Here is a 16,125-nt window from a genome sequence, read left to right as displayed (position 1 = left end):
TCCGACAGGCTCCCCTTGACCGGCGCGTCCAGCCGCCACTCGGCCACCCCCGCCGGCACCGCGAGCCCGTCCCCGCCCGCCGCCCGCGCCAGGCGGGGGACGAGCACCGTGCCGGACCGTACGGCCAGCTGCGGCTCGCCGGAGCCCGCGGCCGCGAGCAGGGCCGCGCCCGGCACGTCGTGCTCGTCGAGGTCCACCAGCACGATGCGATCGGGGTTCTCCGACTGTGCCGACCGCAGCAGGCCCCACACCGGCGCGTTCGCCAGGTCGCGCACGTCCTCACCGGGCCCGGTCGCGACGGCGCCCCTGGTCACCACCACCAGCCGCGCCGACCCGAACCGCTCCTCGGCCAGCCACTCCCGCACCAGCCCCAGAGCCCGGCGCGTGGCCTGTCGTGCCTCGCCCGCCACATCCGCGTCGGTCCCGGCTCCCGGGAAGGAGGTGAACACCAGGTCGGGAACCGCGTCCGCACCCGCGAGCGACCCCAGGTCGGCGAACTCCCCGCTCACCACGCCCGCCGACCGCAGGCCGTGCGTGTCGGGGCCGAGCAGGGCGGCCCCGATCGCACCCGGCGTCTCCACCACCGGGAGCACCGCCCAGTCGAGGCGGAACAGGGAGTCGTGACGCGAGGTGGCGGCCGCGGAGAGCGACTCTGCGGAGACGGGGCGCGAGACCAGCGAGCGTACGGACGCGACGGCGGCCCCTGAGGTGTCGGCCAGCCGCAGCGACACGGTGTCCGGACCCTCCGACCACAGCCGCACCCGCACGGCGGAGGCGCCCGTGGCATAAAGGGAGACCCCACTCCAGGCGAACGGCAGGCTCACGCCGCGCCCTGCGGTCTCCTGCTCGCCCTCCAGCAGCGATTCGGCGTGCAGGGCGGCGTCCAGCAGCGCCGGGTGCAGGCCGAACCTCCCGGCGTCGGCGGCCACGCCCTGGGGCAGGTCCACCTCCGCGAAGATCTCCTCACCGCGCCGCCAGGCCGCCCGCACCCCCTGGAACACCGGGCCGTAGCCGTAACCCTGGCCCGCCAGCCGCTCGTACAGGCCGTCCACCTCCACCGGCGTCGCATTCGCCGGAGGCCACTCGACAAGATCGAACACCTCCGGAGATCCGGCAGGGGTCACGAAACCGGTCGCGTGACGGGTCCACGGGGCGTCGAGCGGGGCGCTCTCCGAGCGCGAGTGGACGGCGACCGGACGGCGACCGGACCCGTCGGGCGCACCTACCGACACCTGTACCTGCACGCCGTCGTCCCCCAGCGGCAGCGGCGCCTCCAGGGCCAACTCGTCCACCACCCCGCATCCCACCTGGTCACCGGCACGCACCGCCAGCTCCACGAACGCCGTACCCGGCAGCAGCACGGTGCCCGAGGCCGCGTGGTCGGCGAGCCAGGGGTGGGTCTGCAGCGAGAGGCGGCCGGCGAACAGCACCCCGTCGGAGTCGGCGAGCATCACGGCCGCGCCCAGCAGCGGGTGCTCGGCGGCGACCAGCCCCGCCGAGGTGACGTCGCCTCCGGACACGTCGGCGTCCAGCCAGAAGCTTCGGTGCTGGAAGGCGTAGGTGGGCAGGTCGACCCGCCGCGGGCCGTACGGGGCGAACGCCTGCTCCCAGTCGACGCTCAGGCCGCGGACGTGGGCCTCGGCCGCCGAGGCGAGGAAACGGCGCGGGCCGCCCTCGTCGCGGCGCAGGGAGCCGAAGGCGGAGGCGTCGACGCCGGCCTCGTCGATCGTGTCCTGGACGCTCATCACGAGCACCGGGTGCGGGCTCGACTCCAGGAACACGCGGTGTCCCTCGGCCAGCAGTGTCCGGACCACCTGGTGGAACTCCACCGGGTAGCGGGCGTTGCCGAACCAGTATTCGGCGGTCAGCTCGGCGGTGTCGAGCAGGCCGCCGGTCACCGTCGAGTAGAACGGGGTGTGGCCGGTCTTCGGGGAGACCGGGGCGAGCAGTTCCAGCAGCCGCTCGCGCAGCGGATCGACCTGGGCGCAGTGTGAGGCGACCGAGGAGGCAGGCACGCGGCGGGCGCGCACGCCCTCGGCCTCGCATCCGGCGACCAGCTCGGCCAGGGCGCCGACGTCGCCGACCACGGTCGAGGAGCGGGGGCCGTTCTTGCCGCCGACGGACAGCTTGCCGTGCCAGCGGGCGAGCCGCCGCTCGACCTCGTTGGCGGGCAGCGCGACCGCGGCGACCCCGCCCTTGCCCAGCAGGGTCTCGGTGAACAGCCGGCTGCGCAGCACGATCACGCGTACCGCGTCGGCCAGCGACAGTCCTCCGGCCACATACGCGGCGGCCACCTCGCCCTGCGAGTGACCGACGACGGCGGCCGGCCTGACCCCATAGGACTCCCAGAGCGCGGCGAGCGAGACCATCACCGCGAACAGCACCGGCTGGACCACGTCCAGCCGGTCCAGGGAGGGCGCGTCCGGTGCGCCGCGCAGCACGTCGAGCAGTTTCCAGTCCACGTGGGTCTCGATCTCCGCCGCGCATTCCTCCATGCTCCGCGCGAAGACGGGGAAGGAGTCGAGCAACTCGACGGCCATTCCCGCCCACTGGGACCCCTGACCGGGGAAGACGAAGATCGGGCCTTCCCCGGCGGAGGCGACGCCCTCGACCACGCCGGGGGCCGACTCGCCCTCGGCGAGGGCGGCGAGGGCGGCGAGCAGTTCCTGCCTGTCCCCGGCGACGACCACGGCGCGGTGGTCCCACGCCGACCGTGTGGTCAGCAGGGAGTGTCCGAGATCGACCAGTCCCAGGTCCTCGTGGGCCTCCACGTGGGCGGCGAGGCGCGCGGCCTGGTCGCGCAGCGCCTTCTCTCCTCTGGCCGACAGCGCCACCGGCACCGCGGCGGGCTCGGTCCGCTCCTTCGCGACGGCGGCCGGCGCTGCGCCCTCGCCGCCCTCGCCGCCCTCGCCGCCCTCGCCGCCCACGTCGTCCGGGACGCGCTCGGCGGCCGGGGACTCCTCCAGGATCACGTGGGCGTTGGTGCCGCTGACGCCGAAGGAGGACACCGCGGCCCGGCGCGGGGCGCCGGACTTGTCCCAGGGCAGGTCCTCGGTCAGCACTTCGACGGCGCCGACGGACCAGTTGACATACGGGGAGGGCTCGTCGACGTGCAGGGTACGGGGCAGCACGCGGTGCCGCATCGCCATCACCATCTTGATCACACCGGCCGAGCCGGCGGCCGCCTGGGTGTGGCCGATGTTCGACTTGATCGAGCCCAGTTTGAGCGGCTGGGCGTCGCCGCGGTCGCGCCCGTACGTCGCCAGCAGGGCGTGCGCCTCGATCGGGTCACCCAGCTTGGTGCCGGTGCCGTGCGCCTCGACCACGTCGACGTCTCCGCTGGACAGTCCGGCGTTCGCCATCGCCTGGCGGATGACCCGCTCCTGCGAGGGGCCGTTCGGCGCGGTCAGCCCGCTGCTGGCACCGTCCTGGTTGATCGCCGAGCCACGGATGACCGCCAGCACCGGGTGCCCGGCGCGCACCGCGTCCGAGAGCCGTTCGACCACGATGACGCCGACACCCTCGGAGAAGCCGGTGCCGTTGGCGGAGGCGGAGAACGCCTTGCAGCGGCCGTCGGCGGCGATCACGCCCTGCCGGCTGAACGCGGTGTAGGTACCGGGGGTGGACATCACGGTCACGCCGCCGGCGAGGGCGAGCGAGGTCTCGCCCGTCCGCAGCGACTGGCAGGCGAGGTGGATCGCGACCAGGGAGGCGGAACAGGCGGTGTCGACGGTGAGGGTCGGGCCTTCCAGGCCGAGGGCGTAGGCGATCCGGCCGGACACCACGCTGGTGGCGTTGCCGGTGACGAGGTATCCCTCGATCTCCCTGGGCGCCTTGTCCAGGCGGGGTCCGTAGTCCTGCGGCTCCGCGCCGATGAACACGCCGGTCTGACTGCCCTTCAGCGAACGCGGGTCGATACCGGCTCGTTCGAAGGCCTCCCAGGCGGTCTCCAGGACGAGGCGCTGCTGCGGGTCCATCGCCTCGGCCTCGCGCGGGTTGATCCCGAAGAATTCGGGGTCGAACTCCGCGGCGTCGTGCAGGAAGTGCCCCACGCGCGCGTAGCTGGTGTTGGACTTCGCCGGATCGTCGTCGAACAGCCGGCCCAGATCCCACCCCCGGTCCGTGGGAAACCCGGTGACCGTCTCGCGCCCCTCGACGACGAGCCGCCACAGCTCCTCGGGAGTGGCGACGCCGCCCGGGTAGCGGCAGCCGATGCCGACGATCGCGATCGGTTCGTCGGAACCGGCGGCCGCGCGGACCTCGGAGATCCTCTCCCCCGCCAGGTCGAGGATCTCGGTGAACAGGTAGGCGGCGACGGCCGCCGGGGTGGGGTGGTCGAAGGCGATCGTCATCGGCAGCTCCGCGCCGATCCGCTCGGCCAGCCGGTCGTGCAGTTCGACGGCGGCGAGCGAGTCGAAGCCCATCTCCCTGAACGCCTGGTCGGGGTTCACCTCCTCGGGCGCGTACGGGAGCATGTTCCCCAGGATCTCGACGGTCAGGTCGTGCACGAGCCCGACCAGGAAGCCGAGCCGCCGCTCGACGGGCAGGTCCGCGAGGGATGTCGCGAACGCCGAAGGTTCTCCCCGCCTGCCGCCCGCCGCGTCGGAGGTGCTGGAAACGAACTGCTCGGACTCGCTCATCGGTCCACTCCACGTCGTGTGAAAAGCCGTATAGATCTTCGAAGTCGGCGGAGACCACCGCGGGTCCGCGCCGGACGGCCCCGCCGCTCCGCCCTGCCGGGGCTCGGGCCGCCGAGGTCAGGGCCCGGCGAGGGCTCAGCAGGGGCTCGGCCCACCGAGGTCGGGGCCGGTGGGATCTCAGTCGTATTTCCTGGTGAACTCGACGCGCGAGGCGGACACGACCTCGCCGCCGCGTACGACGACCTCGGTGGGCGCGGGGCGCCCGAGGAACATCAGCAGGCTCGCGGTCATCCCGTACGCGCCGGCGTTGGGGATGCTCACCACGTCGCCGACCTCGAGCACCGGTAGCGGCACGTTCTTGCCGAGCACGTCGCCCGGCGTGCACAGCGGCCCCGCCAGGGTCGCGACCTCCCGCTCGGCGGGGTCGGTCTCCTCCAGCCGCACCGACACCGGCAACAGCCGGCCCAGCCCGGACATGCCGCCGAGGGTGTTGATGCCCGCGTCGAGGATGACGAACTTGCGGCCCCGGCTCTCCTTGATGTTGACCACGGTGCACAGCAGCTCCCCGCAGTCGCCGACCAGGTGACGGCCGGACTCGCAGGCGATCCGGGGGACGCCGCGGCGCCAGTCGGGGAACTCCTCGTCGAGGACGTCCTCCAGTTCCGCGCGGAGGTTGGGGTAGGCGGGCCGCTCTCCCGGCGAGAGGTACGGGGCGGCGAATCCCCCGCCGATGTCCAGGAGGTGGACGGGCAGGCCCACCTCCCGCCGGAGTCGCGCAGCGACGGAGATGGTGTGGCGGAACTCGCCGACGAGGCTCTCCTCGTCCTTGGCGTTGCTCAGTGAGAACAGGTGGGCCCCGAACAGCCGGGTGCCGGGCACCGCGCGCAGCTCGGGCATCAGCTCCGGCAGCGTCTCGCTGTCGATGCCGAACTGCGACGGCGTGCCGGTCATCCTGATGCTGGTGGCGGCGCTGGAGGTGGCGCTGTTGACGCGCAGCAGGCAGTCGGCGACCACGCCGTGCCCGGTCGCGACCTCTCCGACGTGCCGCAGGTCGCTCGGCGACTCCACGGAGAACGAGGTGACCCCGGCGCCGATCGCGACCCGCAGCTCCTCGTGGGTCTTGCCCGGCCCGGTGTAGAGCATCTCGGAGCCGGTGAAACCGGCCTCCAGCGCGGCGGTCAGCTCGCCGGTCGAGCTGATCTCGGCCAGGCAGCCGCGCTCACCGGTCCCGCGCAGCGCCCGCGCGATCTGCGGGTGCGGGTTGGCCTTGAAGGAGAAGAAGAGTTCGAAGCCCTCGGGAAGCGAGGACAGCAGGGAGTCACGGGCGGCCGTGACACGGTCGAGGTCGTAGACGTACAGCGGGGAGCCGTACCTGGCGACGAGGTCCGCGTTCCGCGTCATCGCGCGCTCTCCTCCAGCAGCGACGCCAGCCGCTTGCGCTCGTTCTTGCCGTTGAGGGTGAGGGGGAACCTGTCGAGCACGTGGCAGGCGGCGGGCACCTTCGGCGGTTCCAGCCGCCTGGCCAGCTCGCGCAGCACCACGTGGGAGGGCAGGTCGCCCTCCACGAACACGACGAGGTCGCGGTGCTCGTCGGGGGGCAGCGCGACCGCCGCCGTGACGCCGGGGATGTCCATCGCGGCGGCCTCGATCTCCACCGTGCTCATCCGGGTGCCCTTGCGTTTGAACATGTCGTCACGCCGCCCCTGGAAGTAGAGGTAGCCGTCCTCGTCGAGCCGTCCGTAGTCGCCGGTGTGCAGGCGCACCTCGCCGGTGTCGGGGTCGGGGCGGTAGGCACGCGCGGTCAGGACGGGGTCGCGCCAGTAGCCGGCCATCACGTTCGGCCCGGCCACGACGATCTCCCCGACCTCCCCCGGGGGCACCGGGCGGCCCTCGCCGTCCAGGATGAGCACCCGGGTGCCCGGCAGCGGCCTGCCGGACGCGCCGGGGCGCTCGGCGTCGAGCTCCGGTTCCATGATGGTGACGCGCTTGCACTCGGTGATGCCGTACATCCGGACCACCCGCGCGCCGGGGAACGACTCGTGCAGGCTGTCGATGGTCGCGGCCGGCAGCGCCGCCCCGGTGTTGGTGAACATCCGCACGGTGGGCGCGGAGCCGGGGGCGCGCCTGGCCAGCGTCGCGATCATCGCGCCCAGGGAGGGGACGACCGGGACGATCGTGGCTCCGCACTCGCGGATCTGCCGGAGCAGCACCAGGTCCGGCTCGTCACCGGCCAGCACCAGCTCCGCGTGGCCGAGGGCGGACAGGAAGATCTGGTACAGGCCGTAGTCGAAGGACATCGGCGGGCGGCAGAAGACCACGTCGCCTCGCCGGTAGCCGAGCACCGCGTTGATGGCGGAGGCGGCGTAGGTGACCCGGGCGTGCGGGCACACCACGGCCTTGGGTGCGGCGGTGCTGCCCGAGGTGTAGATGAGGATCGCCACGTCCTCCGGGAAGATCTTGACGGGCTCGTGCTCGGCGGGCCGGCCGACCCGCTCCTCGACCTCGGCCCAGATCTCGTCGATGTCGTGTACGGGCACCTCGGCGGCGGTCTCCCGCACGGTCTCCCCGGAGCTCCCGGTCCCGATGACCAGCGCGGGTTCGGAGTCCTTCAGGACCGATCCCAGGTGGAAGGGCTTCATGCCGGGGTTCAGCGGCACGAGGACGGCGCCGCGCCTGGAGACGCCGTAGACGATGGGGGCCACCTCACGCCGGTTGGGGAGTTGGACGATCACCCGGTCGCCGGGGATCACCCCCCGGTCCGCCAGCCAGCCGTCGAAGGCGTGGCTGAGTTCGACGACCCGCTGATAGCTCCACGCGCCCCGCGAGTCGCGGACCGCGGGATCGGCCGGGCCCGCGGCCGCGGCGTCGTCCAGCAGGTGGTGCAGGAGATCCGACCGCAGCGGCGGTGTCCCGGGTACCAAGCCTTCCAACGCGACTCTCCCGTTCCTGAATGAAAAAAGAATTCACTCCGGCTCTCATACCGCTTACTCAATAAGTGGGAGCCGAACAAATACATGGAAACGTTACCCCGGCACTCCCCGGACCCCACACCCCTACGGCCCCCCTAAAGGATTCCGAGACCATCCACGCATGCTCGGCCCCCTTTTCCGGGACGGCTTTCAGGAGAACACATTCACCGTCCTGTGCGCCATTGGGTGCGGCGTCGCGGGACCTGGCGCGTGAAATTCCGTATCCATGGGTCACACCGTTTCCGGCGACCGTCACACAGACCGGCCGGCACCGGCGAGCACGGTGGTGGCCCGGTCGCGCAGGCCCGCGCGGTCGACCTTGCGATTGGGGTTCAGCGGCAGCTCGTCCATGTGCCGGTAGTGGCGGGGGACGATGCCCGGCGGCAGGACCCGGCGGAGCCCGGCGGCGAGGTCGGCCGGGCGCGAGGGCGTCCCGGTGTAGAACACGACGAGCTCGGTGACGCCGTTGATGGTGCTGCTCACGGTCACCGCGTCGTCGACCCCCTCACAGCCGCACATGGCGTGGTCGATCTCGGCGAGCTCCACCCGCCAGCCCTGCACCTGCACCTGCGCGTCGGCCCTGCCCAGGTAGACCAGCTCGCCGTTGGCCGCCCGGCGGATCCGGTCGCCGGTGTTGTACCAGGTGCGCCCGTCGCGCTCGACGAACCGGCCGTCGTCGTCGGCGGGGTCGAGGTAGCCGGGGGTGGTCTGCGGCCCGGTGATCCACAGTTCGCCCTCGACCTCGGCGGGCCGGCCCTCGTCGTCCAGGAGCACGTGGTCGTGCCCGTCGTTGACGGTCCCGATCGGCGACATGCCGTTCACGCCCAGAGCCGGGGAGGTCTCCTGGTCCCAGCGATGACCGGCGATGGTGATGGTGAGCTCGGTCGGCCCGTAGAGGTTCTCCAGCGCGCAGGCGTCCGCCGCCCGTTGCCAGTCGGCGGCGTCGGCGCACTTCAGCGCCTCGCCGGCGAAGAAGCTCCAGCGCAGGCCGGGCAGCGCGCCCGGCTCCAGACGACCCGTCCTGCGGACCATGGAGATGGCGCTCGGCGTGGAGAACCACACCGTGACGCCCTGCTGCCGCAGGAAGGCCGGCAGGTCGCGGTAGGCGTGCGGCGGTACGGCGACCGCCGTGGCCCCGGCGCCCCAGGCGCAGAACAGGTCGAACATCGCGCAGTCGAAGGTCAGGTCGAAGGTCTGTGAGAAGACGTCGTCCGGGGTGAAGTCGTAGCGCGCGTCGAGGAGGTCGAAGTAGTGGGCGGTGTTGCCGTGGGTGATCGGCACCCCCTTGGGGCGCCCGGTGGAGCCGGAGGTGAACAGCACGTACGCGACGTCGGAGGGGGCGACCGGACGCGGGCGCGCGAGCGCGCACTCCGGGTCGAAGGAGGTGATCGCCGGTTCGAGGACCGCGACGTCCAGCCCCGCCTCGCGCAGCTCGGCGGCTCGCGCCCTGCCACGACCGTCGACGATCAGCGTGGAGACCCCCGCGGCCTCGATCATCTGCCGGGTGCGGGCCGCGGGGAAGTCCGGCTGCAGCGGCACGACGGTCGCCCCGGCGAACAGTCCGGCGAGGACGCCGGTGTAGGAGGTGGCCCCCTTGGCGGCGAGCACCCCGACGGCCCCGGGCCGGGAGGGGGCCAGGAGTGACAGCGCTCCGGCCCACAGCAGCGCCGAACGGTGGACCTCGGCGTAGGTGGCGACGGCACCGTCGACACGGAAGGCCGCCCGTCCCGGAGAGGCCTCCAGGCCGCGCAGGAAACGCGCGTAGAGGGCGTGCGAGCTTTCTCCGTTCATTTCCATCCTAAGATCTCGACGAGTATCCGCGGTTATTCGGATACGCTTTACGGAAAGCACGGGAATAATTCAATTGATTCCGGCCGGCCCGGTGGACATCGAAGCGCACGCGCGCTAGATTCAACAACGGAAGGGCTGATTCCACAGCGTCGCCCGGCACGGGCACCGACTTCGACGGCGAATTCCGCGAGTCACGGCCCCGTCCCCTCCTTTTCGCACGCCCGCTCATCGCGACTCTCCTTGAGAAGGGAAATCGATTGCCATGTGGGACGATCGTTTCGAGGAAACCCTGCGCAGGCAGCTCCCCTTTCTGCCCGCCGACGAGAGGATCCGGGAGGACACCGGCCTGGCCGACTTCGGGCTGGACTCACTCGGCATCGTCGAGTTGCTGGCCACCCTGGAGGAGGAGTACGGGGTGAGGTTCAGGGACGAGGCGCTGACCATGGAGACCTTCGAGACGCCGGGGACCCTCTGGAAGACGCTGTCCGGGATGTTCAGGCCCGTCGCCTGACCGGTGAGGGTGCCCGCGGGACACCTCCCGGCGGATCCGCGGGCCCCCTCACGCACCTGAGCGCCGCACCGGCTGCGGCATCGTCGCCACCCGGGGATTCACCGGGACCACCGTGAAGTTCCTCGTCGTGACGGGCACCCGCCCGAACAGGCTGTCCTGCCCGGCGACGCAGACTCTGGCCACGCCGAGCTCCCGAAGGGTGGCCACCACCTCCGGCCAGCGCAGCGCTCGGACGAAGCCGTCCAGCAGCATCGTCCGCACCGCCTCCCCCGTCCTCAGCACGGTCCCGTCGTGGTCGTCGACGACCGGCAGGCGCGGATCGGCGAAACGCAGGCCGCCGAGAACCTCCTCCGCGGCCCTGCGCCGCAGCGGCTCGAACGCGGCCGAGTGCATCGGGGGGCGCATGGTGTAGAGGGAGAGACCCCCGAGGGAGCGCACCCGCCCCTGCAGCCACTCGACCCGCCGCTCGCGCAGGGACAGCATGTGGAAGTCGTGGTCGATGCGGCAGGAGAGGTCGTACCACTCGTTCCCCGCGTCCAGCTCCGCCAGCACCTCCTTCAGCGCGGGCTTGGGGACGCGGACGAAGGAGTGGGTGACGACGTCGGTGTGTTCGCGGCCGAAGTAGTCTTCGGTGACGCGGGCCAGCCCCGCGGTCATGCGCACGGCGTCCTCGAAGGACAGCGCGCCCGAGTAGGCCGCGGCGGCCTTGCCTCCGAAGCTGGGTCCCGCGCACACCTCGGGCTCGACGCCGAGCTCCCGCTCCGCCCAGTCGGCCAGGGCGAGGCAGTTCACCATGAACGCGACCTGGGCCGCCTCCGTGTAGTCGTCTCCCGAGTCGCGGAAGCGGTCGACCAGCGAGTAGCCGAGCGCGTCGTCGGCGAGGGCGACCAGCCGCCGCGCCGAGGGGTTGTCGAGCATGAACCCGGCGACGTCGGCGAACCTGGTGGGGCCCATGCCGGGAAAGACGATCGCCGTGACGGCCTTGGCGCCGGTCTCCATATCGCTATTCCAAACTCTCGAGAAACTCGATCATGACCGCGATGAAGCGCTCCGGCTCCTCCAGGTGCGGAGTGTGGCTGGAGTCCTCGAAGATCTCCCAGCGCGCGCCGGGGACGAGCTCGGCGTACGGCCGGACCGTGGCGGGAGTGGCCTCGTCGTGCCGCCCGGAGATCACCAGCGTGGGCACCTCGATGTCGGGCAGGCAGTCGACGACCCCCCAGTCCCGCAGCGAGCCGATCACGTGGAACTCGCTGGGCCCGTTCATCGCGTAGTAGACGGTGGGATCGTTGTAGATCTCCATGAACGTGGCGACGAACTCGCGCGGCCATGGCCGGAGCGTGCAGACATGCCTGTTGTAGAAGACCATCATGGCGTCGAAGTACTCCTTGGAGTCCGTCGTGCCCGCGGCCTCGTGCTTACGCAGCGTGTCGTCGACGCCGGGCGGCAGCCTGTCGCGCAGGACCCGCATCTCGCTCAACCACAGCGGATACGAGGCGGGGGCGTTGGCGACCACCAGACCGCGCAGGCCCGCCGGCCGGGCGGAGGCGTGCTTCGCCGCGAGCAGGCCGCCCCACGACTGGCCGAACAGCACGTAGTCACCGTCCACGTCCAGCCGTCGCAGCAGGTTGTCCAACTCGTCGAGGAAGAGCTGCGGCGTCCAGAAGTCCGTGCTCGCGTCGGGCAGGTGGGTGGAGCCGCCGTTTCCCAGCTGGTCGTAGTGGACGACGGGCCATCCCGACTCGGCGAGCACCGCCATGCCGACCAGGTAGTCGTGGGTGCTGCCGGGACCTCCGTGCAGGGCGACCACGGTCGGCCGCCCCGAGTTGGGGGTGCCGGTCACCCGGTACCAGGTCCGGTGCTCACCGAACGGCACGGTTCCCTTGGCGCTGGGGGCTGTGGACATGTGAACCTCCCTCACCGGATCGGCGTGCCGGGAACGGACTCAGGGCCGGGAGCGCGACGGGCGCCCTCCCGCTCCCGGTGGTCTCCGGGAGTCCGGCGCCCTCGCGTATCCGGCTCTTCGGGCGGACGGGCACCCGGCCGCCCGGGTGACGGGGGCGTCACCACCCCTTCCTGATCGTGTCGACGACGTGGCCGCGCTGCTCGTCGGTGACCCACGAGCCGACGGGGACGCACACGACGCGCGGGGCGACGCGTTCGAGGTTGGGCAGCAGCGCCGAGTACTCACGCACGCAGGTGTGCAGGTCGTTGCGCTCGTGCACGTTGCTGACCATGATCCCGGCATCATCCATGCGCTTCATGAACGACTCCCGGTCCTCGACCTTCATCGGGTAGATCCAGAAGGAGGACTCCCGGTCGCCCGCCCGTTCGGTCAGCTCCAGTCCCGGGATCCCGGCGAGCTCACGGTCGTAGAAGGCGGCGTTCTCCCTGTGCCTGGCCAGGACCCGGTCGACGCCCGCGAGATTGGCCAGGCCGATCGAGGCGTTGATGTCGTTCATGTGGAACTTGAAGCCCCACTCCAGGACGTCGGGCGGGTTGCGGAGCCGGTCGGCGGTGCGGTCGATGCCGAACCAGCGCAGCAGCCGGGCACGCTCGTGCGCCTCGTCGGTGGGCAGCACGATCGCGCCGCCGTCGCCCGAGGTGAGGTGTTTGATGGCCTGGAAGCTGAAGACGGAGATGTTGCCGTGGTTGCCGAGCGGCCTGCCCCGGTAGGTGGCGCCCCAGGCGTGCGCGGAGTCCTCGATCACCGCCGGCCGGAACCCGAACCTGGCCTCGGCCTCGTCGAGGATCTCCTCCAGCCTGTCGAGGTCGACCGGGTAGCCGGCGAAGTGCACGACCATGATGGCGCGCGTCCTGGGCGAGATCTTGCGGGCGAGGTCGTCCAGGTCGACATTGAGGGTGGCCGGATCGATGTCGACCCAGCGGATGCGCAGCCGGTTGGCCAGGATCGCCCAGTTGGTGGCCTCCATGGTCAGCGGCGTGGACAGCACCTCGCCCTCGGGGTCGCCGCCGGGCCCGCCGTCGCCGGCGACCAGGCGCAGCGCCAGGTGCAGGCCGGCCGTGGCGCTGTTGAGGGTGGCCACCCTGGGGTTGCCGATGGCCGCGCCCAGGGCTCTCTCGAACTCCTCGACCTTGGCCCCCTGGCCGATCCTGCCGCTGCCCAGGATCTGGGCGACCGCGGCCGGGGCGTCGGCGGACATCGACACACTGAACAGTGGGATCATCGCTGGCTCCAGGCTTTGCGGGGTTTCATCCGGTGAAGGCGTATTCGCCGAGGTCGCCGAGGCCGTCGAGTTCCGCGTACCTGGCCTTGCAGTCGGCGTACGTCGGCAACATGCCGCGCTCGGCGGCCTCCCGCAGCGAGGGGGCCACGCGGTCCTTGTCCGACAGCAGCAGCCGCTGCCCCCGCGGCCAGGGCAGGGCCAGTTCCTCGTCCAGCGGGTCGATCTGGATCTGGCCTTCGGGTGACCAGGTGCTGGAGCACAGATAGACGACCGTGGCGTGCTCGGTCAGCGGGGCGAATCCGTGCGCCAGGCCCTCCGCCAGGTAGAGGGCGTGGCGGTTCTCGGCGCTCAGCGTGACCGCGACGTGCTTGCCGTACGTGGGCGAGCCGACCCGGATGTCGACGAGGATGTCGACGATGGCCCCCTGCGCGCAGGTCACGTAGCGGGCCTGGCCGGGAAGGGCCGTCGCGTGCAACCCGCGGATCGTCCCGCGCCGGGACAGCGAGCAGTTGACCTGGGCGACCGAGAGCGGGTGACCGATGGCCTTGTGGAACGCGGGCTGGTTGAAGACCTCCAGGAACAACCCTCGGTCATCCGTGAAGATCTGGGGGCTGATCAGGAACGAGCCGTCCACCTCAAGCTGGTGGATCTCCATGTCCGGAACCTTTCTGGGAGCCTGCCATGTGCCGGGGAACACGCGCGTGCCCGCGAAGCCTCTGACCACACGCAAAAAAACCGCACTCGGTCTCTCCGGATGTCACCGGAGATTTTCCTCGCACCATCGGAACGCGCATCGTGAAATCACGCCCGGTTGAATGCGAATTCACCGTGAACCCGAATTCCCGGAAACGTGTTCCGCGCCGGCCCCTCTCGCGCCCCGCCTTTCCGCAGCCCTGCCTTCGGAAGGGGATGGACGTGTTTCACAGAGGCTCGGCGAACTGGATCACACGTCCGGCGCCGTTTCTCGTTGACACCGTTCATGGTTGTCAGCGGCACCGCGCGGGACAACCCCTACCTGCCCCTTAACGAGGCGCGCGGGACCGTTCAGATCACAGCGTCCGCGCCGGACCGGTCATCGGCGAAAACTCCGCACTTTCCTGACCTGCGAACAGGTGTCGGCATCTCCACCCGGGGCCGCTGACGTGCACCCGCGGAGGGCTCGGTCTCCCCGACCGGTCCCGCGGGAGGATCCGGCGCCGCGCGACCGGCGCGGCACGGCCATTCGGATGGACAATCCGTTAGGGGTGCGATAAGGGTTGGTGCTCACCTGGACGACATATAGCGTTTCCCCCACATGCCGGGTAAAAACTGCGAACCCCTGTGACGGTGACTGCGAAACCTCCTGGCCGCCGACCGCCGATCGCGCCCGTACCTGATTTCGATGGGGGTGCCCCACGTGCAAGGAAAAACGCCCTTCACCGTGTCGACTTTTCTTGGGAATGGATTATGGCACTGACCATCGGCTATCCGAGCACTCAGCGGGGACCGGAACTCGACCAGCGCGCACCGGCCGTCCGCCTGGCACGGCTGCTCGACCCGGACTCCCTGATCCCGCTGCACGAGGCGGACGGGAGCGGTGTGTCCGCCGTGCGGGGCCGCGTCTCGGGCATCGACGTGATCGCCTACTGCACCGACGCCACCGACATGGGCGGCGCGATGGGCGCCGCGGGCAGCGCCAGGGTCGTGAACGCCATCGACACGGCCCTGCTGGAGGGGGCGCCGGTGATCGGCCTGTGGCACTCCGGTGGCGCCAGGCTGGCCGACGGCGTCGAGTCGATGGACGGCGTGGGCCGGATGTTCGCCGCGATGACCAGAGCCTCCGGCCGGGTGCCCCAGGTGTCGGTGGTCCTCGGCCCGGCGGCGGGCGCCGCCGCGTACGGGCCTGCGCTCACCGATGTGGTGATCATGGCGGAGGCCGGCCGGATGTTCGTGACCGGACCCGACGTGGTGCGCGCCGTCACCGGTGAGCGGATCGACATGGAGTCCCTCGGCGGAACCGTCGCGCACGGCAGCAAGTCCGGTGTGGCGCACGTGGTGGTCGCCTCTGAGGCCGAGGCCTACGAGCAGGCGCGCCGGACCGTCGACCTCCTCGCCCGCCGGTCCGGCTTCGACGTCGCCGCGGTGCACGAGGGAGCGGACCCTCGGGCACTGCTGCCGGACAACCCTCGCCGGGCCTACGACGTGCGCCCTCTGCTGCGCGAGATCCTCGACCCCGGCGCGCCCTTCGTGGAGATGCAGCCCCGCTGGGCGGCGAACGTGGTCGTCGGCCTGGGCCGGCTGGCCGGGGGGTCGGTCGGCGTGGTCGCCAACAACCCGCTGCGCAAGGGCGGCTGCCTCGACTCGCTGAGCGCGGAGAAGGCGTCCAGGTTCGTTCGCATGTGTGACGCGTTCGGGGTGCCCCTGGTGGTCGTCGTGGACGTGCCGGGCTACCTGCCGGGTGTCGGGCAGGAGTGGGGCGGGGTGATCCGGCGCGGGGCCAAGCTCCTGCACGCCTTCGCCGAGGCGGTCGTCCCGCGGGTCACGCTCGTCACCCGCCAGTCCTACGGCGGAGCGTACATCGCGATGAACTCCCGTTCCCTGGGCGCCACCGCGGTGTTCGCCTGGCCGGACGCGAAGGTCGCGGTGATGAGCGCGGAGGCCGCCGTCGGCGTGTTGCACCGTAAGCGGCTCGCCGCCGCCCCCGACGACGAACGCGAGGCGCTGCGGCTGCGGCTCGTCGACGAGCACGTCCGCACGGCGGGAGGGGTGAACCGCGCCCTCTCCCTCGGCGTCGTCGACGAGGTGATCAACCCGGTGGAGACCCGGCGCAGGATCGCCGAGGCCCTCGCCGCCGCCCCGGCCGGGCGTGGCCGGCACGGGAACATCCCCCTCTGAACCCCTCCCCTGATCTCGTGACCGTCGCGGCAAGACCACTTCAGGGCCCAGGACGGGCCCGCCCGCAGAGGGCCGTCACCGCAGGCAGACCCACCACACCGAAAGGAGCCGGTGGATTCCGATGAACGCCGTTTCCCCCGACCTGCCCTTCCCAC

General features: G+C 71.5%; 10 protein-coding genes. 2 read left to right on the top strand and 8 right to left on the bottom strand.

Annotated features, from left to right (window positions below; genetic code table 11):
* From ACFY3V_RS36790 to ACFY3V_RS36775, 4 genes are all read right to left on the bottom strand, one after another.
* Nucleotides 1-4,640, bottom strand: a 4,640-nt coding sequence (locus ACFY3V_RS36790; protein WP_389779882.1) for a beta-ketoacyl synthase N-terminal-like domain-containing protein, incomplete at its 3' end; no start/stop codon positions are given.
* Between the two features lie 177 nt (nt 4,641-4,817).
* On the bottom strand, nt 4,818-6,041 hold the full coding sequence (locus ACFY3V_RS36785; RefSeq protein WP_362906887.1) for a type III PLP-dependent enzyme: 1,224 nt from the start codon (nt 6,039-6,041) through the stop codon (nt 4,818-4,820).
* Entirely contained in the window at nt 6,038-7,570 is a 1,533-nt protein-coding gene (locus ACFY3V_RS36780) for an AMP-binding protein (RefSeq protein ID WP_362906889.1), read from the bottom strand. The genes ACFY3V_RS36785 and ACFY3V_RS36780 overlap by 4 nt, the downstream gene beginning before the upstream one ends.
* A gap of 291 nt (nt 7,571-7,861) precedes the next feature.
* Nucleotides 7,862-9,400 carry an AMP-binding protein gene (locus tag ACFY3V_RS36775; protein ID WP_362906891.1) on the bottom strand — a complete coding sequence of 513 codons (1,539 nt, stop codon included), beginning with the start codon at nt 9,398-9,400 and terminating at the stop codon, nt 7,862-7,864.
* Nucleotides 9,401-9,662: 262 nt separating this feature from the next.
* Here ACFY3V_RS36775 and ACFY3V_RS36770 point away from each other — a divergent pair, with 262 nt between their 5' ends.
* Nucleotides 9,663-9,911, top strand: coding sequence for an acyl carrier protein (locus ACFY3V_RS36770; RefSeq protein ID WP_362906893.1), 249 nt, complete (start codon nt 9,663-9,665; stop codon nt 9,909-9,911).
* A 48-nt stretch (nt 9,912-9,959) separates the two neighbouring features.
* Here the strand turns inward: ACFY3V_RS36770 and ACFY3V_RS36765 are convergent, their stop codons facing one another.
* The 4 genes from ACFY3V_RS36765 to rfbC form a co-directional block, all read right to left on the bottom strand.
* Nucleotides 9,960-10,910, bottom strand: a complete 951-nt coding sequence (locus ACFY3V_RS36765; RefSeq protein ID WP_389779878.1) for an ACP S-malonyltransferase — start codon at nt 10,908-10,910, stop codon at nt 9,960-9,962.
* A gap of 4 nt (nt 10,911-10,914) precedes the next feature.
* Nucleotides 10,915-11,814 (bottom strand): proline iminopeptidase-family hydrolase, encoded by a 900-nt coding sequence (locus ACFY3V_RS36760; protein ID WP_389779876.1) that lies wholly within the window; start codon nt 11,812-11,814, stop codon nt 10,915-10,917.
* 157 nt (nt 11,815-11,971) lie between these two features.
* A complete protein-coding gene (locus ACFY3V_RS36755) occupies nt 11,972-13,096 on the bottom strand; it encodes a DegT/DnrJ/EryC1/StrS family aminotransferase (RefSeq protein ID WP_389779874.1) in 1,125 nt (374 codons plus the stop codon).
* A 25-nt stretch (nt 13,097-13,121) separates the two neighbouring features.
* Nucleotides 13,122-13,751 carry a dTDP-4-dehydrorhamnose 3,5-epimerase gene (gene rfbC, locus ACFY3V_RS36750; RefSeq protein WP_389779872.1) on the bottom strand — a complete coding sequence of 210 codons (630 nt, stop codon included), beginning with the start codon at nt 13,749-13,751 and terminating at the stop codon, nt 13,122-13,124.
* Between the two features lie 797 nt (nt 13,752-14,548).
* Between rfbC and ACFY3V_RS36745 the strand changes: the two genes are divergently transcribed.
* On the top strand, nt 14,549-15,970 hold the full coding sequence (locus ACFY3V_RS36745) for an acyl-CoA carboxylase subunit beta (protein WP_389779887.1): 1,422 nt from the start codon (nt 14,549-14,551) through the stop codon (nt 15,968-15,970).
* Nucleotides 15,971-16,125 lie beyond the last annotated feature (155 nt).

This window comes from Streptosporangium sp. NPDC000095, assembly GCF_042899335.1.
In the GTDB taxonomy this organism is placed as follows: domain Bacteria; phylum Actinomycetota; class Actinomycetes; order Streptosporangiales; family Streptosporangiaceae; genus Streptosporangium.
This window is presented reverse-complemented; position numbering and strand designations above follow the sequence as displayed.

Bases quoted from the DNA above. Each gene is read 5' to 3' on its own strand.
- ACFY3V_RS36785 (WP_362906887.1), bottom strand. From the start codon at position 6,041: ATGACGCGGAACGCGGACCTCGTCGCCAGGTACGGCTCCCCGCTGTAC.
- ACFY3V_RS36775 (WP_362906891.1), bottom strand. From the start codon at position 9,400: ATGAACGGAGAAAGCTCGCACGCCCTCTACGCGCGTTTCCTGCGCGGC.
- ACFY3V_RS36770 (WP_362906893.1), top strand. From the start codon at position 9,663: ATGTGGGACGATCGTTTCGAGGAAACCCTGCGCAGGCAGCTCCCCTTT.
- ACFY3V_RS36765 (WP_389779878.1), bottom strand. From the start codon at position 10,910: ATGGAGACCGGCGCCAAGGCCGTCACGGCGATCGTCTTTCCCGGCATG.
- ACFY3V_RS36760 (WP_389779876.1), bottom strand. From the start codon at position 11,814: ATGTCCACAGCCCCCAGCGCCAAGGGAACCGTGCCGTTCGGTGAGCAC.
- ACFY3V_RS36755 (WP_389779874.1), bottom strand. From the start codon at position 13,096: ATGATCCCACTGTTCAGTGTGTCGATGTCCGCCGACGCCCCGGCCGCG.
- rfbC (WP_389779872.1), bottom strand. From the start codon at position 13,751: ATGGAGATCCACCAGCTTGAGGTGGACGGCTCGTTCCTGATCAGCCCC.